Source organism: Amycolatopsis sp. cmx-11-51 (assembly GCF_047608665.1).
In the GTDB taxonomy this organism is placed as follows: domain Bacteria; phylum Actinomycetota; class Actinomycetes; order Mycobacteriales; family Pseudonocardiaceae; genus Amycolatopsis.
On record NZ_JADNQO010000015.1, the window covers coordinates 20,551 to 35,123 of the forward strand.

Annotated in this window: 13 protein-coding genes and 1 pseudogene; 6 read left to right on the top strand and 8 right to left on the bottom strand. The window is 69.9% G+C overall.

Annotated features, from left to right (window positions below):
- Positions 1-61 precede the first annotated feature (61 nt).
- Both ACM6LU_RS32800 and ACM6LU_RS32805 read left to right on the top strand, forming a co-directional pair.
- Complete coding sequence (locus ACM6LU_RS32800; protein ID WP_414941699.1) at positions 62-1,528, top strand: trypsin-like serine protease; 1,467 nt, start codon at positions 62-64, stop codon at positions 1,526-1,528.
- A gap of 176 nt (positions 1,529-1,704) precedes the next feature.
- Positions 1,705-2,059: pseudogene (locus tag ACM6LU_RS32805) on the top strand (transposase); the annotation flags it as partial.
- Positions 2,060-2,185: 126 nt separating this feature from the next.
- On the opposite strand, the gene ACM6LU_RS32810 reads toward ACM6LU_RS32805, so the two are convergent.
- From ACM6LU_RS32810 to ACM6LU_RS32845, 8 genes are read right to left on the bottom strand one after another with little or no spacing between them, the layout of a single operon-like run.
- Positions 2,186-2,908, bottom strand: a complete 723-nt coding sequence (locus tag ACM6LU_RS32810) for a class II aldolase/adducin family protein (RefSeq protein WP_414941701.1) — start codon at positions 2,906-2,908, stop codon at positions 2,186-2,188.
- Positions 2,909-2,921: 13 nt separating this feature from the next.
- On the bottom strand, positions 2,922-3,575 hold the full coding sequence (locus ACM6LU_RS32815) for an MBL fold metallo-hydrolase (RefSeq protein WP_414941702.1): 654 nt from the start codon (positions 3,573-3,575) through the stop codon (positions 2,922-2,924).
- 31 nt (positions 3,576-3,606) lie between these two features.
- A complete protein-coding gene (locus ACM6LU_RS32820; protein WP_414941703.1) occupies positions 3,607-4,707 on the bottom strand; it encodes a zinc-dependent alcohol dehydrogenase in 1,101 nt (366 codons plus the stop codon).
- Entirely contained in the window at positions 4,704-5,690 is a 987-nt protein-coding gene (locus ACM6LU_RS32825) for a hypothetical protein (RefSeq protein WP_414941704.1), read from the bottom strand. Before ACM6LU_RS32825 ends, ACM6LU_RS32820 begins: the two co-directional genes overlap by 4 nt.
- A 30-nt stretch (positions 5,691-5,720) precedes the next feature.
- On the bottom strand, positions 5,721-6,683 hold the full coding sequence (locus ACM6LU_RS32830; protein WP_414941705.1) for a TAXI family TRAP transporter solute-binding subunit: 963 nt from the start codon (positions 6,681-6,683) through the stop codon (positions 5,721-5,723).
- A complete protein-coding gene (locus ACM6LU_RS32835; protein WP_414941706.1) occupies positions 6,680-7,528 on the bottom strand; it encodes a fumarylacetoacetate hydrolase family protein in 849 nt (282 codons plus the stop codon). The genes ACM6LU_RS32830 and ACM6LU_RS32835 overlap by 4 nt, the downstream gene beginning before the upstream one ends.
- 2 nt (positions 7,529-7,530) lie before the next feature.
- Positions 7,531-8,460: a VOC family protein gene (locus ACM6LU_RS32840; protein WP_414941707.1), complete on the bottom strand. Its 930-nt coding sequence runs from the start codon at positions 8,458-8,460 to the stop codon at positions 7,531-7,533.
- Complete coding sequence (locus ACM6LU_RS32845) at positions 8,453-10,072, bottom strand: bifunctional 3-(3-hydroxy-phenyl)propionate/3-hydroxycinnamic acid hydroxylase (protein ID WP_414941708.1); 1,620 nt, start codon at positions 10,070-10,072, stop codon at positions 8,453-8,455. The genes ACM6LU_RS32840 and ACM6LU_RS32845 overlap by 8 nt, the downstream gene beginning before the upstream one ends.
- A gap of 109 nt (positions 10,073-10,181) precedes the next feature.
- Here ACM6LU_RS32845 and ACM6LU_RS32850 point away from each other — a divergent pair, with 109 nt between their 5' ends.
- The 4 genes from ACM6LU_RS32850 to ACM6LU_RS32865 all read left to right on the top strand — a co-directional run bounded on the left by ACM6LU_RS32850 (position 10,182) and on the right by ACM6LU_RS32865 (position 14,540).
- Positions 10,182-10,979, top strand: a complete 798-nt coding sequence (locus ACM6LU_RS32850) for an IclR family transcriptional regulator (RefSeq protein WP_414941709.1) — start codon at positions 10,182-10,184, stop codon at positions 10,977-10,979.
- Positions 10,980-11,119: 140 nt separating this feature from the next.
- Positions 11,120-12,001: a fumarylacetoacetate hydrolase family protein gene (locus ACM6LU_RS32855; RefSeq protein ID WP_414941710.1), complete on the top strand. Its 882-nt coding sequence runs from the start codon at positions 11,120-11,122 to the stop codon at positions 11,999-12,001.
- An 8-nt stretch (positions 12,002-12,009) separates the two neighbouring features.
- A complete protein-coding gene (locus tag ACM6LU_RS32860) occupies positions 12,010-12,936 on the top strand; it encodes a VOC family protein (protein WP_414941711.1) in 927 nt (308 codons plus the stop codon).
- 77 nt (positions 12,937-13,013) lie between these two features.
- Positions 13,014-14,540: an FAD-dependent monooxygenase gene (locus tag ACM6LU_RS32865; protein WP_414941712.1), complete on the top strand. Its 1,527-nt coding sequence runs from the start codon at positions 13,014-13,016 to the stop codon at positions 14,538-14,540.
- The last annotated feature ends 33 nt before the right edge of the window (positions 14,541-14,573 follow it).

Consider the following 14,573-nt stretch of genomic DNA (forward strand, 5'->3'; position numbering starts at 1 on the left):
CCGAAGTGGACAGACAGCGCCGTCCACTCTCCCTCTCCATCCTCGCCCTCGAAGGAGAACGATGAGATCACCACGCTTCGCCGTAGCACTCACCCTGGCACTGGCCACGGCGACCCTGCCGATCATGCACACCGCGGACGCCGCGCCGACCGACGAGATCAGTATCGCGGCGACCCCGACCGACCAGCTCCGCGCGGGAGACGTGGGAACCCGGATCGTCAACGGGGAACGCACCACCGTCAAGGAATACCCGTTCGTCATCGCCGGTATGCGTGTCGGGGGCGGTGGCCCGCAGGGGCAGTCCTGCACCGCCTCCGTGGTCGGCAAACGCAAGATCCTGACCGCGGCGCACTGCATGGTCGACACTACTGGCGCCAAGAGCTACTTCTACGGCGACGACGACCTGAACACCCCGGGCGACGAGACGTTCCGCACGGCCGTCGCCTCGTACAAGACCCACCCCGGCTACACCGGCTCCGGCGGCTGGCGGACCGGCTACGACGTCGCGGTGGTCACCACCGTCGACGACCTCCCGGTGCCGGAAAGCCAGTGGGCCAAGGTGGCAGGCTCGGGAGACAGCGCGCTGACCCAGCCCGGCAAGTCCGGCACGTCCCTCGGCTACGGCAAGACGTCGGCGGGCGGCGGCTCCGGTGAACTACGCAAGACCACCTTGCCGGTCAACGACCCCAGCGGCTGCCAGGTCTTCGACATCCGGGTCAACGGCGACCTGATGGTGTGCACCGGCTACAACGACGGACGCACCGCCAACTGTTCCGGCGACAGCGGCGGGCCGTTCATCGTCGATGGCGTGATCGTCGGCGTCTCGTCGTGGGGCTCCAGCGCCTGCGACCGCTACAGCATCATGGCGCGCCTGACCAACGCGATGGGTGACTGGGCCCGCACCGAGATCGGCGGAACCCAGCCAGGCGACGGCAAGTTCGGCATGGCCTTGTCGCCGGCCTCCGGCAAGACCGAGGCCGGTAAGCACGTCTCCACCAGCATCACCACCACGGCGGGCGACCAGGGCCCGGAGAAGCTGGACCTGAGCGCGTCCGGCCTGCCCAACGGAACGACGGCCACTTTCCAGCCCTCGACGACTGTCAACTCCGGTGAGGTGGCCAAGCTGACCCTGCAGACCTCGGCGAGCACCCCGGCGGGTACCTACAAGGTCACCATCACGGCCAAGGGCGCTTCTGGTTCCAAGACCGCTGAGTTCACGCTCACGGTCGGTGACGGCGGCACCACCGATGGCCCGAAGCCGTCCACCTCGCCGAACTCCGGCACCGTCCCGCCCGGTGGCTACACCAACGCGACGATCACCGTCACCGGCGGCACGGGTCCCATCCGGCTCAGCGGCGCCGGCCTGCCCTACTCGCCGATGTTCTCACCGCGGACCGTCGTTTCCGGCGGCACTTCGCGAATGACGATCATGGGCCCGTACCAGCGTGGCACCTACAAGGTGACCATCACCGCGACGGACAGCACCGGCAAGACCGGGATTACGGAGTACACCCTCACGGTCCGATGATCCACGGACCGGCGGCTCCATGATCCGGAACCCCGCTCACCGGTAACCGTGGAGCCCGTGACCGCCCAAGCGGCCGCGGGCTCCACGGCCCTGTCCCAGACCCGCAGTGACCACGAAATTCTGGGAGAGGAGGCGTTCGCGGTGATCGGGTCGGCTTCGGTGGACTGCTGGCGGCGCCAGGCGACTACCTCGACGCGCTGGTCGCGAAGGTCCGTGACGGCCACGCCGTCCGTAACAAGGCCGCTCACATCGCCGTCGGTGTCGATCTGGACGGCGTGAAGCACATGCTGGGGATCTGGGTTCAGGCCACCGAAGGTGGCGACGTTCTGGGCCGGGGTCTGCGCCGAGTCACGCAACCGCGGAATCCGGGACGTGCTCATCGTGTGCTGCGACGCCCTCACCGGGTATCCCGAGGCCATCGAGGCGACCTGGTCGCAGACCACCGTGCAGACCTGCACGGTCCACCTGATCCGCGCGGCGATGCGGTTCGCGTCCTACACCGACAGCAGGAAGATCGCCGCCGCACTGCGCCGCCTGGTTGTGCATCGCCGCGAGTACCCGGTGACGGGCACGCAGCACGTCTCGCTGCGACTGTGCCCCCAGCAACGACAACAGCGCCCGGTGATCCGGATCGCACAACCGGGTCTCGGCGCCGGATCAGAACAACGTGTTGTCGGCAGGAGCGTGCGGCAGGCGGGTTTTCGCTTGTCGTAGCAGGTAGTTCCAGCCGGCTTCGATTTGAGCGGGTGGCCAGACTTGTTCGCGTTTGTGGCGGGTTTCGGTCTCGTCGGACCAGGTGGCGGGGCCGCCTGCGGCGGCAGCGAGCAGTTGGGTGCGGCAGGCTCGTTCGAGCAGGACGGCGTACATCACCGCGGTTTGGGGATCAGGCCCGACGGTGACCGCACCGTGGTGAGGGATGAGGATCGCGTCGGCGTCGCCGAGCCGGTGGGCGAGGGCCTGGCCGAGGCCGCCGGTGTCGATGAGCGCACCGGTGTCGGTGAACCGCGGCAGTTGCGGCTGGCAGAACGGGACGGCGTCATGGGAAATCGGCCGCAACGGAGTGTTCAGCGAGGCGAAGGCGGCCAGAGCGGGGGCGTGGGTATGCACGACGCAGGTCACGTCCGGGCGGGCGGCCATGATCTCGGTGTGAATGGGGAATTCCAGGTGCCGCCGTCCGGCGCCGGCCAGCACCGAGCCGGCCCGGTCCACCAGGACGACCTTGAAGGGGTCGATCTCGTCGAATCCCCACCCGGACGCCTTCATCCAGACGCCGTCGCCGTCGGGGTCGCGCACCGAGGCGTGTCCCCAGACCATGTCCGTCAATCCCGCGGCGGCCAGGGCGTGGCCGGCGGCGGCGACGGTGTGCCTTACATCGGTCATGACTGGCCTCCGCTCATCGAAGGGTGCGCGGGGTGGCGTGGTCGAGGAGCACGACGTCGGTACCCGGTGGGGCGAGCTTGGTGAGCAGCTGATGGTGCATCTGCTGGTGGGCGGGAGCGAGTCCGGCCTGGTGGATGGGAACGGCCACGGCCGGGCGGGTCGCCCGCACGTAGTCGACCGCCTCCGACAACCTCATCCACGGTCCGCCTGCCGGGATCAGCACGATGTCGGCGTTCCCGGGCGGCCGATCGAACGAGTCACCCGGGTGGAACAAGGCGTCGTCGAGCAAGTAGCCGAGGTTGCCGCCGCCGGGCAGGTCCGGATGGATCGGGGCGTGTGCGCCACCGGTTACCGTGACGGTGACTCCTTCGGCGTCCAGCGTGTCGCCCGGGGCGACCCGCCGGCGTGGGCAAGCCAGATCCGGAAACCGGTCGTCGGCGTCGGCGCCGTGCACAAGCCGTGCCCGCGGGTTGTGTGCCGCGAGGGCGGAGACGCGGCTGTCGTCGCAGTGATCGGGGTGGGTGTGGGTGAGCACGATCAGATCGAGGTCACGAAGCTCGTCGAAACCGTGGGAGTAGGTGCCGGGGTCGAACAGGATCCGGACCGGCCGGTCGCGGCCGGTGAGTTCGGCGAGCACGCAGGCGTGTCCGTAGTGCGTGAGGTCCACTGAGGTGTCTCCTTCAGGGTCGTCGGCGAGATCAGGGATTGACCACGGTCATCCACATCGGTTCGCCGCGGTTCTGCATCGCCCGCACGGCGGCGTCCGCTTCGCTCAGGACGTATCGCTGGGTGATCAGTTCGTCCGCGACCAGCGCCCCGGTCGTGAGCAGGCGGAGGATTCGCCGTGTGTCGTTGCGAGTGCACGAGCGGGTCCCGGTGAACCGCCAGCAGTTGACCATGAGGGCCGCCGGGGGGAACGGCAGTGGGGTCCGGTTGGCTCCCATGTGCACGAGAGTGCCGCCGTGGCGCAGCGCGGCCATGGCCTGGCCGGTGGCGGGGCCATCGGGCACGTAGTCGATCACAGCGTCCGCGCCACCCGGGATCTCGGTACGGAGACGCTGGGTGAGCTCCCCGGTGGTCGTCCAGTCCGGCGCGAGCTCTTCGAGCGCGACCGCCGTGGTGAGGACGGACCCGGCGAGCTCGCCGACGGCGGCCAGCCGCGCGGCACTGCGGCCGACGAGGACGAGCCTGGACACTCCGTGGTGCGCGGCCAGCTTCACCGTCGCGGTGCCCATCGCCCCGGTGGCCGCGGTGACCACGACGGTGGCGCCGGGTACGAGATCCGCGCAGTTGAGGGCACGCAGGGCATTGGCCAGGTCGTGCACCTTGGCGCCGACGTCGAACCCGACCCGATCGGGCAGCGGGTCGAGCAGCCAGTGCGGCACCCGGACGTATTCGGCCAGCGCTCCGTCGTGGTACTCCTCGTACAGCGGCAACGGCGCGTCGCTGAACGCGGCGTGGCCGATCATCGCCTGCTGCGCGCACATCATGTCGCGGTCGCTGCGGCAGTATTCACAGTCGCGGCAGTTGAGATTGGCGTGGACCCGGACCCGGTCCCCCACCGCGAAGCCGGGAACCTCGGCGCCGATCGCCGCGACAGTGCCGGCCGCCTCGTGCCCGAGCGTGGTCGGCAGATGCTTGAACGCGCCGCCACGCAGCAGCCGCATCATCCCGGGCGCGAGACCGGCGGAGCGAACGGCGACCAGCACGTCGCGAGGCCCCGTTTCCGGCACGGGAATCCGTTCCAGCACTATGTCGGAGCGGTCGCGGTGAGCGCGCGCGGCGAGCATGGTGTTCATCGGCCGCCTCCGACGATCTCGGCCAGCAGTTGCGGCGAATACGGCTCCGCGGTGCGCGCGGTATCGGCGACTTGGGGCAGCTCGCGGTGCGACAGCAGGCGGATGAACACGCCGTCCTGTTCACCGTGACCGGCGTGGGCGACCCCGAGTGGGATCCGCACGGCGTCACCGGGCCCGAGTTCCACGATCCCGCGTTGGGTCAGCAGCACCCGCCGTCCGCTGATCTGATACTGGATTTCGTCGGCGTCGAGCATGCGACGGTAGCGGCGCGGCTGATGTGCCGCCAGGTGCTCGGTGCCGAGCCGGAACTTCTCGGTGGCGTAGAGCCACGCGTGACCGGAATCGGGCCCGCACAGGACGGGGATCCGATCGGTTTCCTCGTGTACGCGGTCCAGCAGTTCCCGCTCGTCGACGGGGAAGACGGCGATGTCGTGGCCGTGCGCGCCCATGCACTGAGTGACCGCTTCGTTGATCGGGGCCGCCGCCCAGCCGGGGAACGGCGGCGTGACGGCACGCGACTCGCCCGTGTGGCCGCCGAGTTCCTCGGCCGGGGCGGGCAGATAGAACAGTAGGTGACTTTCGCCGCGCCCGTAGTTGTCGTGGGCGACGCCGCGCGGGATACGGGAGAACTCACCCGGCCGGTGCTCGATCACGCCGAGCTCGGTCATCAGGGTGCGTTCACCGGCGATCTGGTAGGAGATCTCGTCCACGTCACAGTTGCGGTGGTAGAACGGCTGCCGGTTGTTCATCGTCTGCCATTCGACCCGCGCCTGATCGTTCTCGTAGAGCCCGCGCGGCGGGGCGAAGGGCTGGTCCCGGTACTCCTGCGGGAAGTGCACCACGGCCAGCGGTGGTCGCGGCCGCGGTGGCTTCATCGGCAGCGTCGGTGGATGCGGCGGGGCGAGCAGCAGGTGCTCGTCCCGCCCGACGCTGCGCAGCGGCCGGTCGGAATCCATGACCATGACGTCTTCGACGACGCGCACGGGAACCTCTTTCTCCTGCGGATGCCGGGCTCAGGTGGCCGGCAGTGCTTCGTAGTACCGGGCGGCGCCGGGATGCAGGGGTATCGGGGCCCGGCCCATCGCGACCGGGTCCAGCGGATAGGTGATCGGGCTTCGTTCGGGCGGCAGGTGGCGATACTGCCGTTCGATGACCTGCCTGGTCTCCCCGAGGATCCACGCCACCGCGTAGGCCACGTCCTCGGCGAGCTCGGTGGTGGCCAGCACCAGGAAATCAGAGAAGTCGAGGGTGCGCAGAGCCGGGCAACCGGGGAAGTACCCGGCTTCCACGGTCGCGGCGGGCCACCCGAAATCGTCCTCCAGCGACCGCAGCACGGCGGGCTCGATCTCCAGGAAACGGTATCCGCGCGCCAGCTCCTGCCAAGCGGGCAGCATCACCGCCTCCTGCACGATCATGTCGGCACGTCCGGCCAGCGCGTGCCCGAGGGATTCGAACGGGCGCTCATCCTCGAGGAAGTACCCACCCCAGCCGAGGACGTCGACTCCGGAGCGTTCCAGGACGGCACGCGCGGAAAGGCCGACGTGGTGGACACCGTCGTGAACCGAGGTGGCCACCCGCAGCCGCGGGGCCCGCTCGCGCAGCTGCGCGAAGCTATTCACGCCCAGCCGCTGGTCCACCGCGACGACCAGCCGATCACGCTGTGGGACGACACCGATCGCGCGCAATTGCGGGAAGGAATCGCCCTGGTAGACGCCACGCCCGTCGAGAGCGGCCGTGGCGAACGCCGCCGGGGTGGTCAGGGCGAGGTCCACCGCCCCGGTGCCGACCGCGCGGATCGCGTCGGCGAAACCGCGGCTGTTCCAGATCGCGATCCGGGTGCCCGCACCGGCGCGGTCGGTCAGTTCCTGGCAGATCCAGCCGCAGACGCGGTGCAGGTTCGCCGCGCCCCAGTCACCGCGCAGGTGCAGGGTCAGTGCCCGATCGAGGTGCGGTTCGAGCGGCCGCGCCGCGCTCACCGGTGGCCCCCGTCCGCACCGTCGGTCTCGGCGCGGACGTGGTTGCGGATCGTGCCCAGCCCGTCGACCTCGACGCTGACCAGGTCACCGTCGTTGAGGAACAGCTGCGGCTCACGCCGGTAGCCGACGCCTCCTGGAGTGCCGGTCAGGATCAGGTCACCGGGCGCGAGGGCGGTGAAGGTGGAGATGACCGAGATCAGCCGGGGCACGTCGAAGATCAGCATCGACAGGTCCGATTCCTGGACTTTCCGTCCGTTCAGGACGGTGCGGATACCCGCCCCGGACAGGTCCAGCCCGTCCGGCTCGACCAGGAAAGGACCGACCGGGGTACTGGCGTCCCAGGCTTTGCCCTGCATCCACTGGTGGGTCTTGTACTGGAAGTCCCGCATGGTGACGTCGTTGGCCACGGTGTAGCCGAGCACGTGCGACAACGCGTCGGCCTCGGCGATGCGGCGGCCCGGGCGGCCGATCACCACGACCAGTTCGCCCTCGTAGTCGACCTGCCGCGCCTCGGGAGGAAGCACGATGTCGTCGTACCCGCCCAGCAGGCTGTCGGCGAACTTGGGGAACAACACCGGATACGAGGGCAGCTCCCGCTGCGTCTCGGTGACGTGCGCCCGGTAGTTGAGTCCTACGCAGAACACCTTGGCCGGGCGGGGCACCACCGGCAGCAACCGGACGCTGCCCACCTCGACCGCCGCGCCGTGGTCGCGTTCGGCGTCCCGCAGGACCTCGGGACTGGTTCGCGGACCGATCTCGGTCAGTCCGCGCAGCGGCACCAGTGTGTGCTCGCGGACCTCACCGACCCGGCGGGTGCCACGGTCGTCGTAACTCGCGTAACGCATGGTCAGTTCCCTTCGCTGGTGTGCCGCCACGACGCCAGCTGCCCGCCCCAGAGATTGACCGTACGGGGCGTCGGCTTCCACCGGCGGGGCGTATAGGCGACCCGGTCGTCGTGGAACTTCTCCATCTCGGCCGACAGTTCGATGTGGTTGCCCGCCGGGTCGTCGAAGAAGACGAACAGGTTGTTGCCGGGACCGTGGCGTCCTGGTCCCCAGGTGACGTCGACCGCTTCGTCGGTCAGGCGGTCGCACCAGGTCTTGAAGTCCTCCCACCGGGCGAGGTCGAAGGAGTAGTGGTCGATGTCGCCGCCGCGGCCCACGTCGACCGCGGCGAGGGTGTGGTGGTCGCGATCGCTGCGCAGCCAGGCGAACCCACCGTCGTCGAGCTGATCGGATACGCGGAATCCCACGGTATCGACGAAGAACGCCACCATGGCGGACACGTCATCGGTGCCAAGGGTGATGTGCTGGTACTTGACCGGGCGACGGCCGGTGTCTCCCGCGCCTTCGCCGTGCCGGGCCACCGCGGTGTGGAAGTGCACGGGCGTGCCGTGGGGATCGGCGACGGTGATACCGCGGGCGTCGCCGGGCGCGCCGTCGAGGTAGGACCGGTCGAGTTCGGCCACCGGATGCCCCGCCGTACTCAGTCTCTCGGCGATTCCGTCGATTCCGTTCTCGTCGCGTACCTCGAACCCGTAGTGCGTCAGGCCCTGACCGCCCTCGGTCAGCTCCAAGACATGGTGGCCGGTGCCCCAGCCCAGCCGTACCCGGTCACGTGCCGTCGGCTCGTCCGCTACCAGCCCGAGGATCCGCTGGTAGAAATCCACCGCTGCGGCCAGGTCGGGTACCCGGAGCCCGAGGTGCGAGACCGCCGTCCGGGTCAGGGTGCCCGTCGCGCCTCGTTCGTGCGGCGGCACGCGCTGCGATTCATCCATGATTCAACGCCTTCTCTGTCGGTGTCCGGAGGGTTTCGGCCTCGGGAAGCCAAGACCGGACGCGATGGGTGATCTCGGCGGTGTGCCCGGGAGACCAGTTCGCGGCCACGACGCGATCGGGCCGGATGAGCAGGAACCGGCGCGTGTGCTCTCGGCACTCGGCGGCCAGGGCACCGTCGACGTCGAGCAGGACCCGTCGCGGGGTGCGTGGCATGTGCTCGGTCAGCGTCACTTGCGCCTCGCACGCCCGCAGCGCGCGCCGCAAGGGCTCGACGGCCGCCCATTCGGAACCGGTGGTGTCCACGCCGAGGATGGACCAGCCGGGGCCGAGGACGTCGTCGAGACGTCGCGCGCGGTGCTCATCGGAGTCGAACACCAGCGGCTGCCCGATCGCCACCCCCACCTCGGCCGGACGGTCGGTGGGAGCGATCATGCCCTCGGTGTAGCGCTGAGATGGGCGGTAGCGCATCTGCTGCAGGTAGTCGCGGCCCGCGTCGGTGGCCAGCGCGCGCCGGATCGCCCGGTCCCGGACCGCGGCCAGGCTCGGCGAGGTCGTCATCACCAGTCTGCCGAGGCGTTCGGAGGAGCGGACGCTGGCCAGCGCGTGCGGGTACCGCTCACGCTGGTAGGTGGCCAGGCAGTCTCGGCGCAATCCGCCGGTGAGCACCTCGGCCAGCTTCCAGCTCAGGTTGGCCGCGTCGCGGATGCCCGAGTTGAGTCCCTGACCGGCGAACGGGGGCATCATGTGCGCCGCGTCGCCGAGCAGGAACACCCGCCCGAGCGTCCACCGATCCGCGACCACCGCGTGGAATCGGTAGTTCACCGCCCGCTCGACCTGCTCGGGGGTGATCGTCCGGTACGGGGACAGCAGCCGCCGGATGAGCTCGAAGGAGGGTTCCCGTTCCGGGACGCCCTCGCCGTCGAAAAGGCGGAACTCGTAGCGGCATCGCCCCTCCAGTCCCGGCACGATCACGTGCGGGCGGGCCGGATCACCGTGGTGCATGGCGAATCGTTCGGTATGCGGATCCGCCACCGTGTCCACGACCAGCCACACGTCGGGATAGCTGCGTCCGGTCATCTCCAGGCCGAGCCGCTCTCGCACCGTGGAGCGGCCGCCATCGCAGCCGAGCAGGTACCGCGCGCGGATCACCTTCGGTCCCGCCGCGGTCTCCGCGTGGACAACCACCTGCTCGGAGTCCTGCTCGAACTCGGTGACCCGGCTGCCGAACCGGAGCCGCGCGGCGGAGGAGGCCGCGACCGAGGCGGCCAGCACGCGCTCCAGATCCGGCTGTGCGAACGGGTTCTTGAACGGGTAGCCGAGCCGATAGGGCGCTGGTCCGCGAGCGTGGAACAACTCCGCGCCCGCGCTGTCGTAGTACCGCGTGCCGGTGCCGGGCACGACCACCGACATCACCTGATCGAGGATGCCTGCGCCCTGATAGACGCGCAGTGCCTCGTCATCGATGCTGATCGCCTTCGGATCGGCGCTGGTGCTTTCGTTGCGCTCGAGCACCACCGTCTCGACGCCGTGAGCCGCGAGCAGCGAAGCCACCGTCAGGCCGACCGGCCCGGCACCACAGATGACCACGTCCGTACGTTCGGCTGGTCGCATCGGCTCCCCTGGATTCCGTCGTGGGCGGTCAGTGGCCCCACCTTAAGATCGCAATCCTGTTTTATGAAAGCAGTGTCCTGCCATGCAGGACTATGGCTAATCTCGCACGATGACCACACGACCTGACCCTCGCGATTCCGGAACCCCCTACCGGGACCGCAACTCCACCGCGGACCGGGTGCTCGACATCCTGGGTCTGTTCAGCGCCGAGCGCCCCGTCTGGAGCGGGGCGGACATCGCCGCCAGCCTCGACGTGGCCCGGTCGACCGCCTACCGCTATCTGCAGAGCCTCTCGGCGACCGGGTTCGTCGAAGAGACCCCGGGTGGATTCCGCCTCGGCCCGCGGATCTTCGCGTTGGCCCGGCTCGCTCGCGTCGGCCTTGGCCTGTCCGATCTGGCCGTCCCGGTCATGCGAGGGCTGGCCGAGCACGTGAACGAAACGGTTCTGCTCACTCGCCGGTCCGGGCGTTCGGTGGTCTGCCTGGACCTGGTGGAGGTCTCCCGACCGGTACGGCTGTCCTACGAACGGGGTCACATCCTGCCGATCAACGCCGGCGCCGCGGCCGAAGTGCTGCTCGCCTGGGAGGACCCGGACGAGGTGACAGCGGTGCTGAACCAGGCCCCGCTGGAACGGTTCACCCACAAGACCCTGGTCGATCCCGCCGCCCTGCGCACTCGCCTGGAACGGATCCGCAACCGCGGGATCGCGGTGTCGCTGGGCGAACTCGACGACCACATCCTCGGTGTCGCCGCCCCGATCCGCGGCGCGAACGGCTCGGTTCGCGCCGCCATCAGCATCGCGGCGCTGGCCGCCCGGATTCCGCAAGCCCAGCTACCGGAGGTCGAGGCCGCGGTCGCGGCGGCGGCCGCGGAAGTGACCCGGCGGCTGTGCGTTCGCGACAGCTGATCGGTACGGCATCCTTCAAAGTCCTGCATTTCAGGACGGGACTGTTGCCACACAGGACAGCCGCCCTACAGTCCCGGACGCGTCCCACCGCCGCCGGCCGCGGTCCACCGCCCGGTCCGGCTGACAGGAGAGAAGTCACCATGCGCCTGGCCAATCACGAACACCGCGCGACCCTGGTCGTCGGCCCGCCCTGCGCGGAGCGGGGGCTGGACGTAGCCCGCCTCAGCGGCGACCGTTTCGGCAGCGACCCGGCCGCCCTCTACCCCCGATGGGACGAGTTCACCGCTTGGGCGGCGAACCTCGACCCGGCCGCCGCCACGGCGGACGCCATCCCGCTGGAACGCACCCGGCTGGGCCCTCCCTCGCCGTGGCCGCGCCAGGTGTTCGCCATCGGCTTGAACTACCGTTCGCACGCCGAGGAATCCGGGTTCGACGCACCCACCGGATTACCACCGGTGTTCACCAAGTACCCCTCCAGCTTCACCGGGCCCGACACGACCGTCCCGCTCCCCTCTGGCGGGAACGTGGACTGGGAGATCGAACTCGTCGTGGTGATCGGCCGCGGGGGGCACGGCATCACCGTGGACGCGGCCTGGTCGCACGTCGCCGGCCTCACCGCCGGGCAGGACCTGTCCGAACGTCTCACGCAGCTGCGTGGTCCCGCGCCCCAGTTCGGCCTTGGCAAATCCTTTCCCGGATTCTCGCCACAGGGGCCGTGGCTGGTCACCCCCGACGAGTTCGCCGATCCCGACGACCTCGAGCTGGGCTGCGTCCTCGACGGCGAACAGGTCCAGAAGGGCCGCACCCGAGACCTCATCTTCCCGGTGCCCGCGCTGATTTCCGCGCTGTCGGACACCGTCACCCTCCAGCCGGGCGATGTGGTGTTCACCGGCACACCGGCGGGAGTCGGGGTCGGACGACGGCCGCAGCGCTTCATCCAGCCCGGTCAGCGGTTGCGCGGCTGGGTGGAGGGGATCGGCGAACTGCACCAGGTCTTCCAGGACGCCACCGACCAGCATTAGGAGTCTCCATGGCACTGCACGGACTCGCCTCGGTTTCCCTCGGGGTCCCCAACGTCGCCGAGACACTCGGCTTCTACACCGAATTCGGTCTCGAACCTCGCGGAGACGGGATCTTCGCCACCCGCGACGGCGGCGAGCAACTGCGTGTCTCCCACGCCCCGACCCGCCGGCTGCTGGAGATGACCGTCGCCGCGGACGACCACGACGACCTGGGCGCGATCTCCTCCCGCCTGGCCGCCCTTGACCGGTCGCCGCGTCTCGACGCGGACGCCTTGCGCACCACCGAACCGGTCACCGGAACCCCGGTGACCGTGGCGATCCGGCCGCGCATCGTCGTCGAGCCGCCCGTACCGGGTCCGGTGTACAACGGCCCCGGCCGCATCGACCGCCACGGTCGCGCCCCCGTGCTCGGCCGCACCGACCCCGTCCGGCCCCGCAAGCTCGGGCACGTCGTCCTCGGCAGCACCGATTTGCCAACGACCCGCCGCTTCTTCACCGACGGGCTCGGCTTCAAGATCAGCGACTACATGGGTGACCGGGCCGTGTTCCTGCGCTGCTCGATCGAGCACCACAACGTGCTCGTCATGGCCGCTCCGGTGAACTTCCTGCACCACACCAGCTGGCAGGTCGACGACGTGGACGAAGTCGGCCGAGGCGCGCACGCGATGCTGCGGCACCGTCCCGAACGCCACACCTGGGGCCTGGGTCGCCACTACGCGGGCGCGAACTTCTTCTGGTACCTCAAGGACCCGGCCGGCACGTTCGCCGAGTACTACTCCGACATGGACACCGTTGGGGACGACGAACTGTGGTCCCCGAAAGTCCTCGAAGGACTCCAGGGCCTCTACGCCTGGGGGCCGCCCCCGCCGCCGTCGTTCCTCGAACCGGACGACCTGGCCGAGCTGATGACCGGGGCGCACTCACCGGTGGCCTGAGCGGTTCCGCACCGCATCCCCACATCGCGGCAACGGCCGCGAACACCACGCTCACGCGGTGGGAAGGACCCGAAAGCATGACCGAAGCCATCCCCGTCCTGGTGGCAGGCGGCGGCCCCGTCGGACTGGCCGTCGCGCTGGAACTCGCCCACCAAGGCATCCGGTCCGTGGTCATCGAACCGCGCGAGGAGGTGTCTTGGCTGCGTCCACGAGCCAAGACCACCTCCGCCCGCACCATGGAACTGTTCCGCCGGTGGGGACTGGCCGAGCAGGTCCGGGCGCGGGCGGCGCTCCCGGTCGGCTGGTCCGATCGGGCCGTGTTCACCACCGGGCTCCTGGGCCGCGAGATCACCCACATCGACCACTGCTTCGGGCTGGACCTCACCGGTGACCACCGTGCCGCCGAACCCGGCCAGCAGATCCCGCAACCGGCCGTCGAGCAGGTCCTGCGCGACACGATCAGCGGCTCGCCGCTGGTGACCCTGCGAACCGGATGGCGCGTGGTGGACCTGACCGAGGACGAGCACGGTGTCACCGCCGCCGTGATCGACCCGCACGGCCAGGCACAGCGGATCCGGGCCGAGTTCCTCGTCGGAGCCGACGGCGCGACGAGCACCGTACGCGCGGCCATCGGAGCGCGGTACGAAGGCAGCGCCGACGAGCGACCCAACTACAACATCGTCTTCCGTTCCCCCGGGCTGGCCGACCGGGTGCCCCACGGTCCCGCCGTGCACTACTGGGTACTGCACCCGACCCATCCGGGCATGCTCGGCAGACTCGACCTCGCCGACACCTGGTGGTGCATCGCCCAGAACCTTCCCCAGCAGGCCGGAGACGCCGATCCGCTCGGCGTCGTGCGCGGCCTCGTCGGAGCCGACATCCCCGCCGAGATCCTCGCCACCGACCCATGGAAAGCCAAGCTCCTGCTCGCCGACCGCTACCACAGCGACCGGGTCTTCCTCGCCGGCGACGCCGCGCACCTCAACCCGCCGTGGGGCGGTCATGGCTTCAACACCGGCATCGGCGACGCCGTCAACCTCGGCTGGAAACTCGCCGCCGTGCTGCGCGGCTGGGCACCGCGCTCGCTGCTGCCCAGCTATCAGGACGAACGCAGGCCGATCGCCGCGCGGACCATCGCCGAGGCGGCGCGGAACATGAGCATCCTCGCCCCGGAACTGAGCGACGCCCGGCTCACCGGCACCGACGCGGAATTCGCCGCGGTGCGCGCCCGAGTGGCCGAAGCGGTACACCGCGACAAAAGCGGCGAGTTCCACAGCCTGGACCTGGTACTCGACTACACCTACCAAGGGTCACCGCTGGTGGGCGCCCGATCCGGAGCCCGGCTTCCGCACCACTGGCTCGGCCCCGGCGAGTCACTCTACGACCTCCTCGGACCCGGCTTCACCCTGCTCGGCCCCGCACAGCACCCCCTGATCGGCCCCTTCACCGACGCCGCCGCCGAACACCGGATCCCGCTGCACGTCGTGGCCCGCTCCGGACACCGCCTCACCCTCATCCGGCCCGACCAGCACGTCGCCTGGACCGACACCGAACCCGGAACCCCACGCGAAGTCCTGCGGCGGGCAACCGGATATCCCCGCTGACCGACCACTGGCGCCCACACCCAACGACGAGAG

What these genes read in the sequence shown, in the direction of transcription:
- ACM6LU_RS32845 (WP_414941708.1), bottom strand. Translation starts at nt 10,072, where the DNA reads ATGCGACCAGCCGAACGTACGGACGTGGTCATCTGTGGTGCCGGGCCG.
- ACM6LU_RS32820 (WP_414941703.1), bottom strand. Translation starts at nt 4,707, where the DNA reads ATGAACACCATGCTCGCCGCGCGCGCTCACCGCGACCGCTCCGACATA.
- ACM6LU_RS32800 (WP_414941699.1), top strand. Translation starts at nt 62, where the DNA reads ATGAGATCACCACGCTTCGCCGTAGCACTCACCCTGGCACTGGCCACG.
- ACM6LU_RS32855 (WP_414941710.1), top strand. Translation starts at nt 11,120, where the DNA reads ATGCGCCTGGCCAATCACGAACACCGCGCGACCCTGGTCGTCGGCCCG.
- ACM6LU_RS32860 (WP_414941711.1), top strand. Translation starts at nt 12,010, where the DNA reads ATGGCACTGCACGGACTCGCCTCGGTTTCCCTCGGGGTCCCCAACGTC.
- ACM6LU_RS32850 (WP_414941709.1), top strand. Translation starts at nt 10,182, where the DNA reads ATGACCACACGACCTGACCCTCGCGATTCCGGAACCCCCTACCGGGAC.
- ACM6LU_RS32865 (WP_414941712.1), top strand. Translation starts at nt 13,014, where the DNA reads ATGACCGAAGCCATCCCCGTCCTGGTGGCAGGCGGCGGCCCCGTCGGA.
- ACM6LU_RS32840 (WP_414941707.1), bottom strand. Translation starts at nt 8,460, where the DNA reads ATGGATGAATCGCAGCGCGTGCCGCCGCACGAACGAGGCGCGACGGGC.
- ACM6LU_RS32835 (WP_414941706.1), bottom strand. Translation starts at nt 7,528, where the DNA reads ATGCGTTACGCGAGTTACGACGACCGTGGCACCCGCCGGGTCGGTGAG.
- ACM6LU_RS32810 (WP_414941701.1), bottom strand. Translation starts at nt 2,908, where the DNA reads ATGACCGATGTAAGGCACACCGTCGCCGCCGCCGGCCACGCCCTGGCC.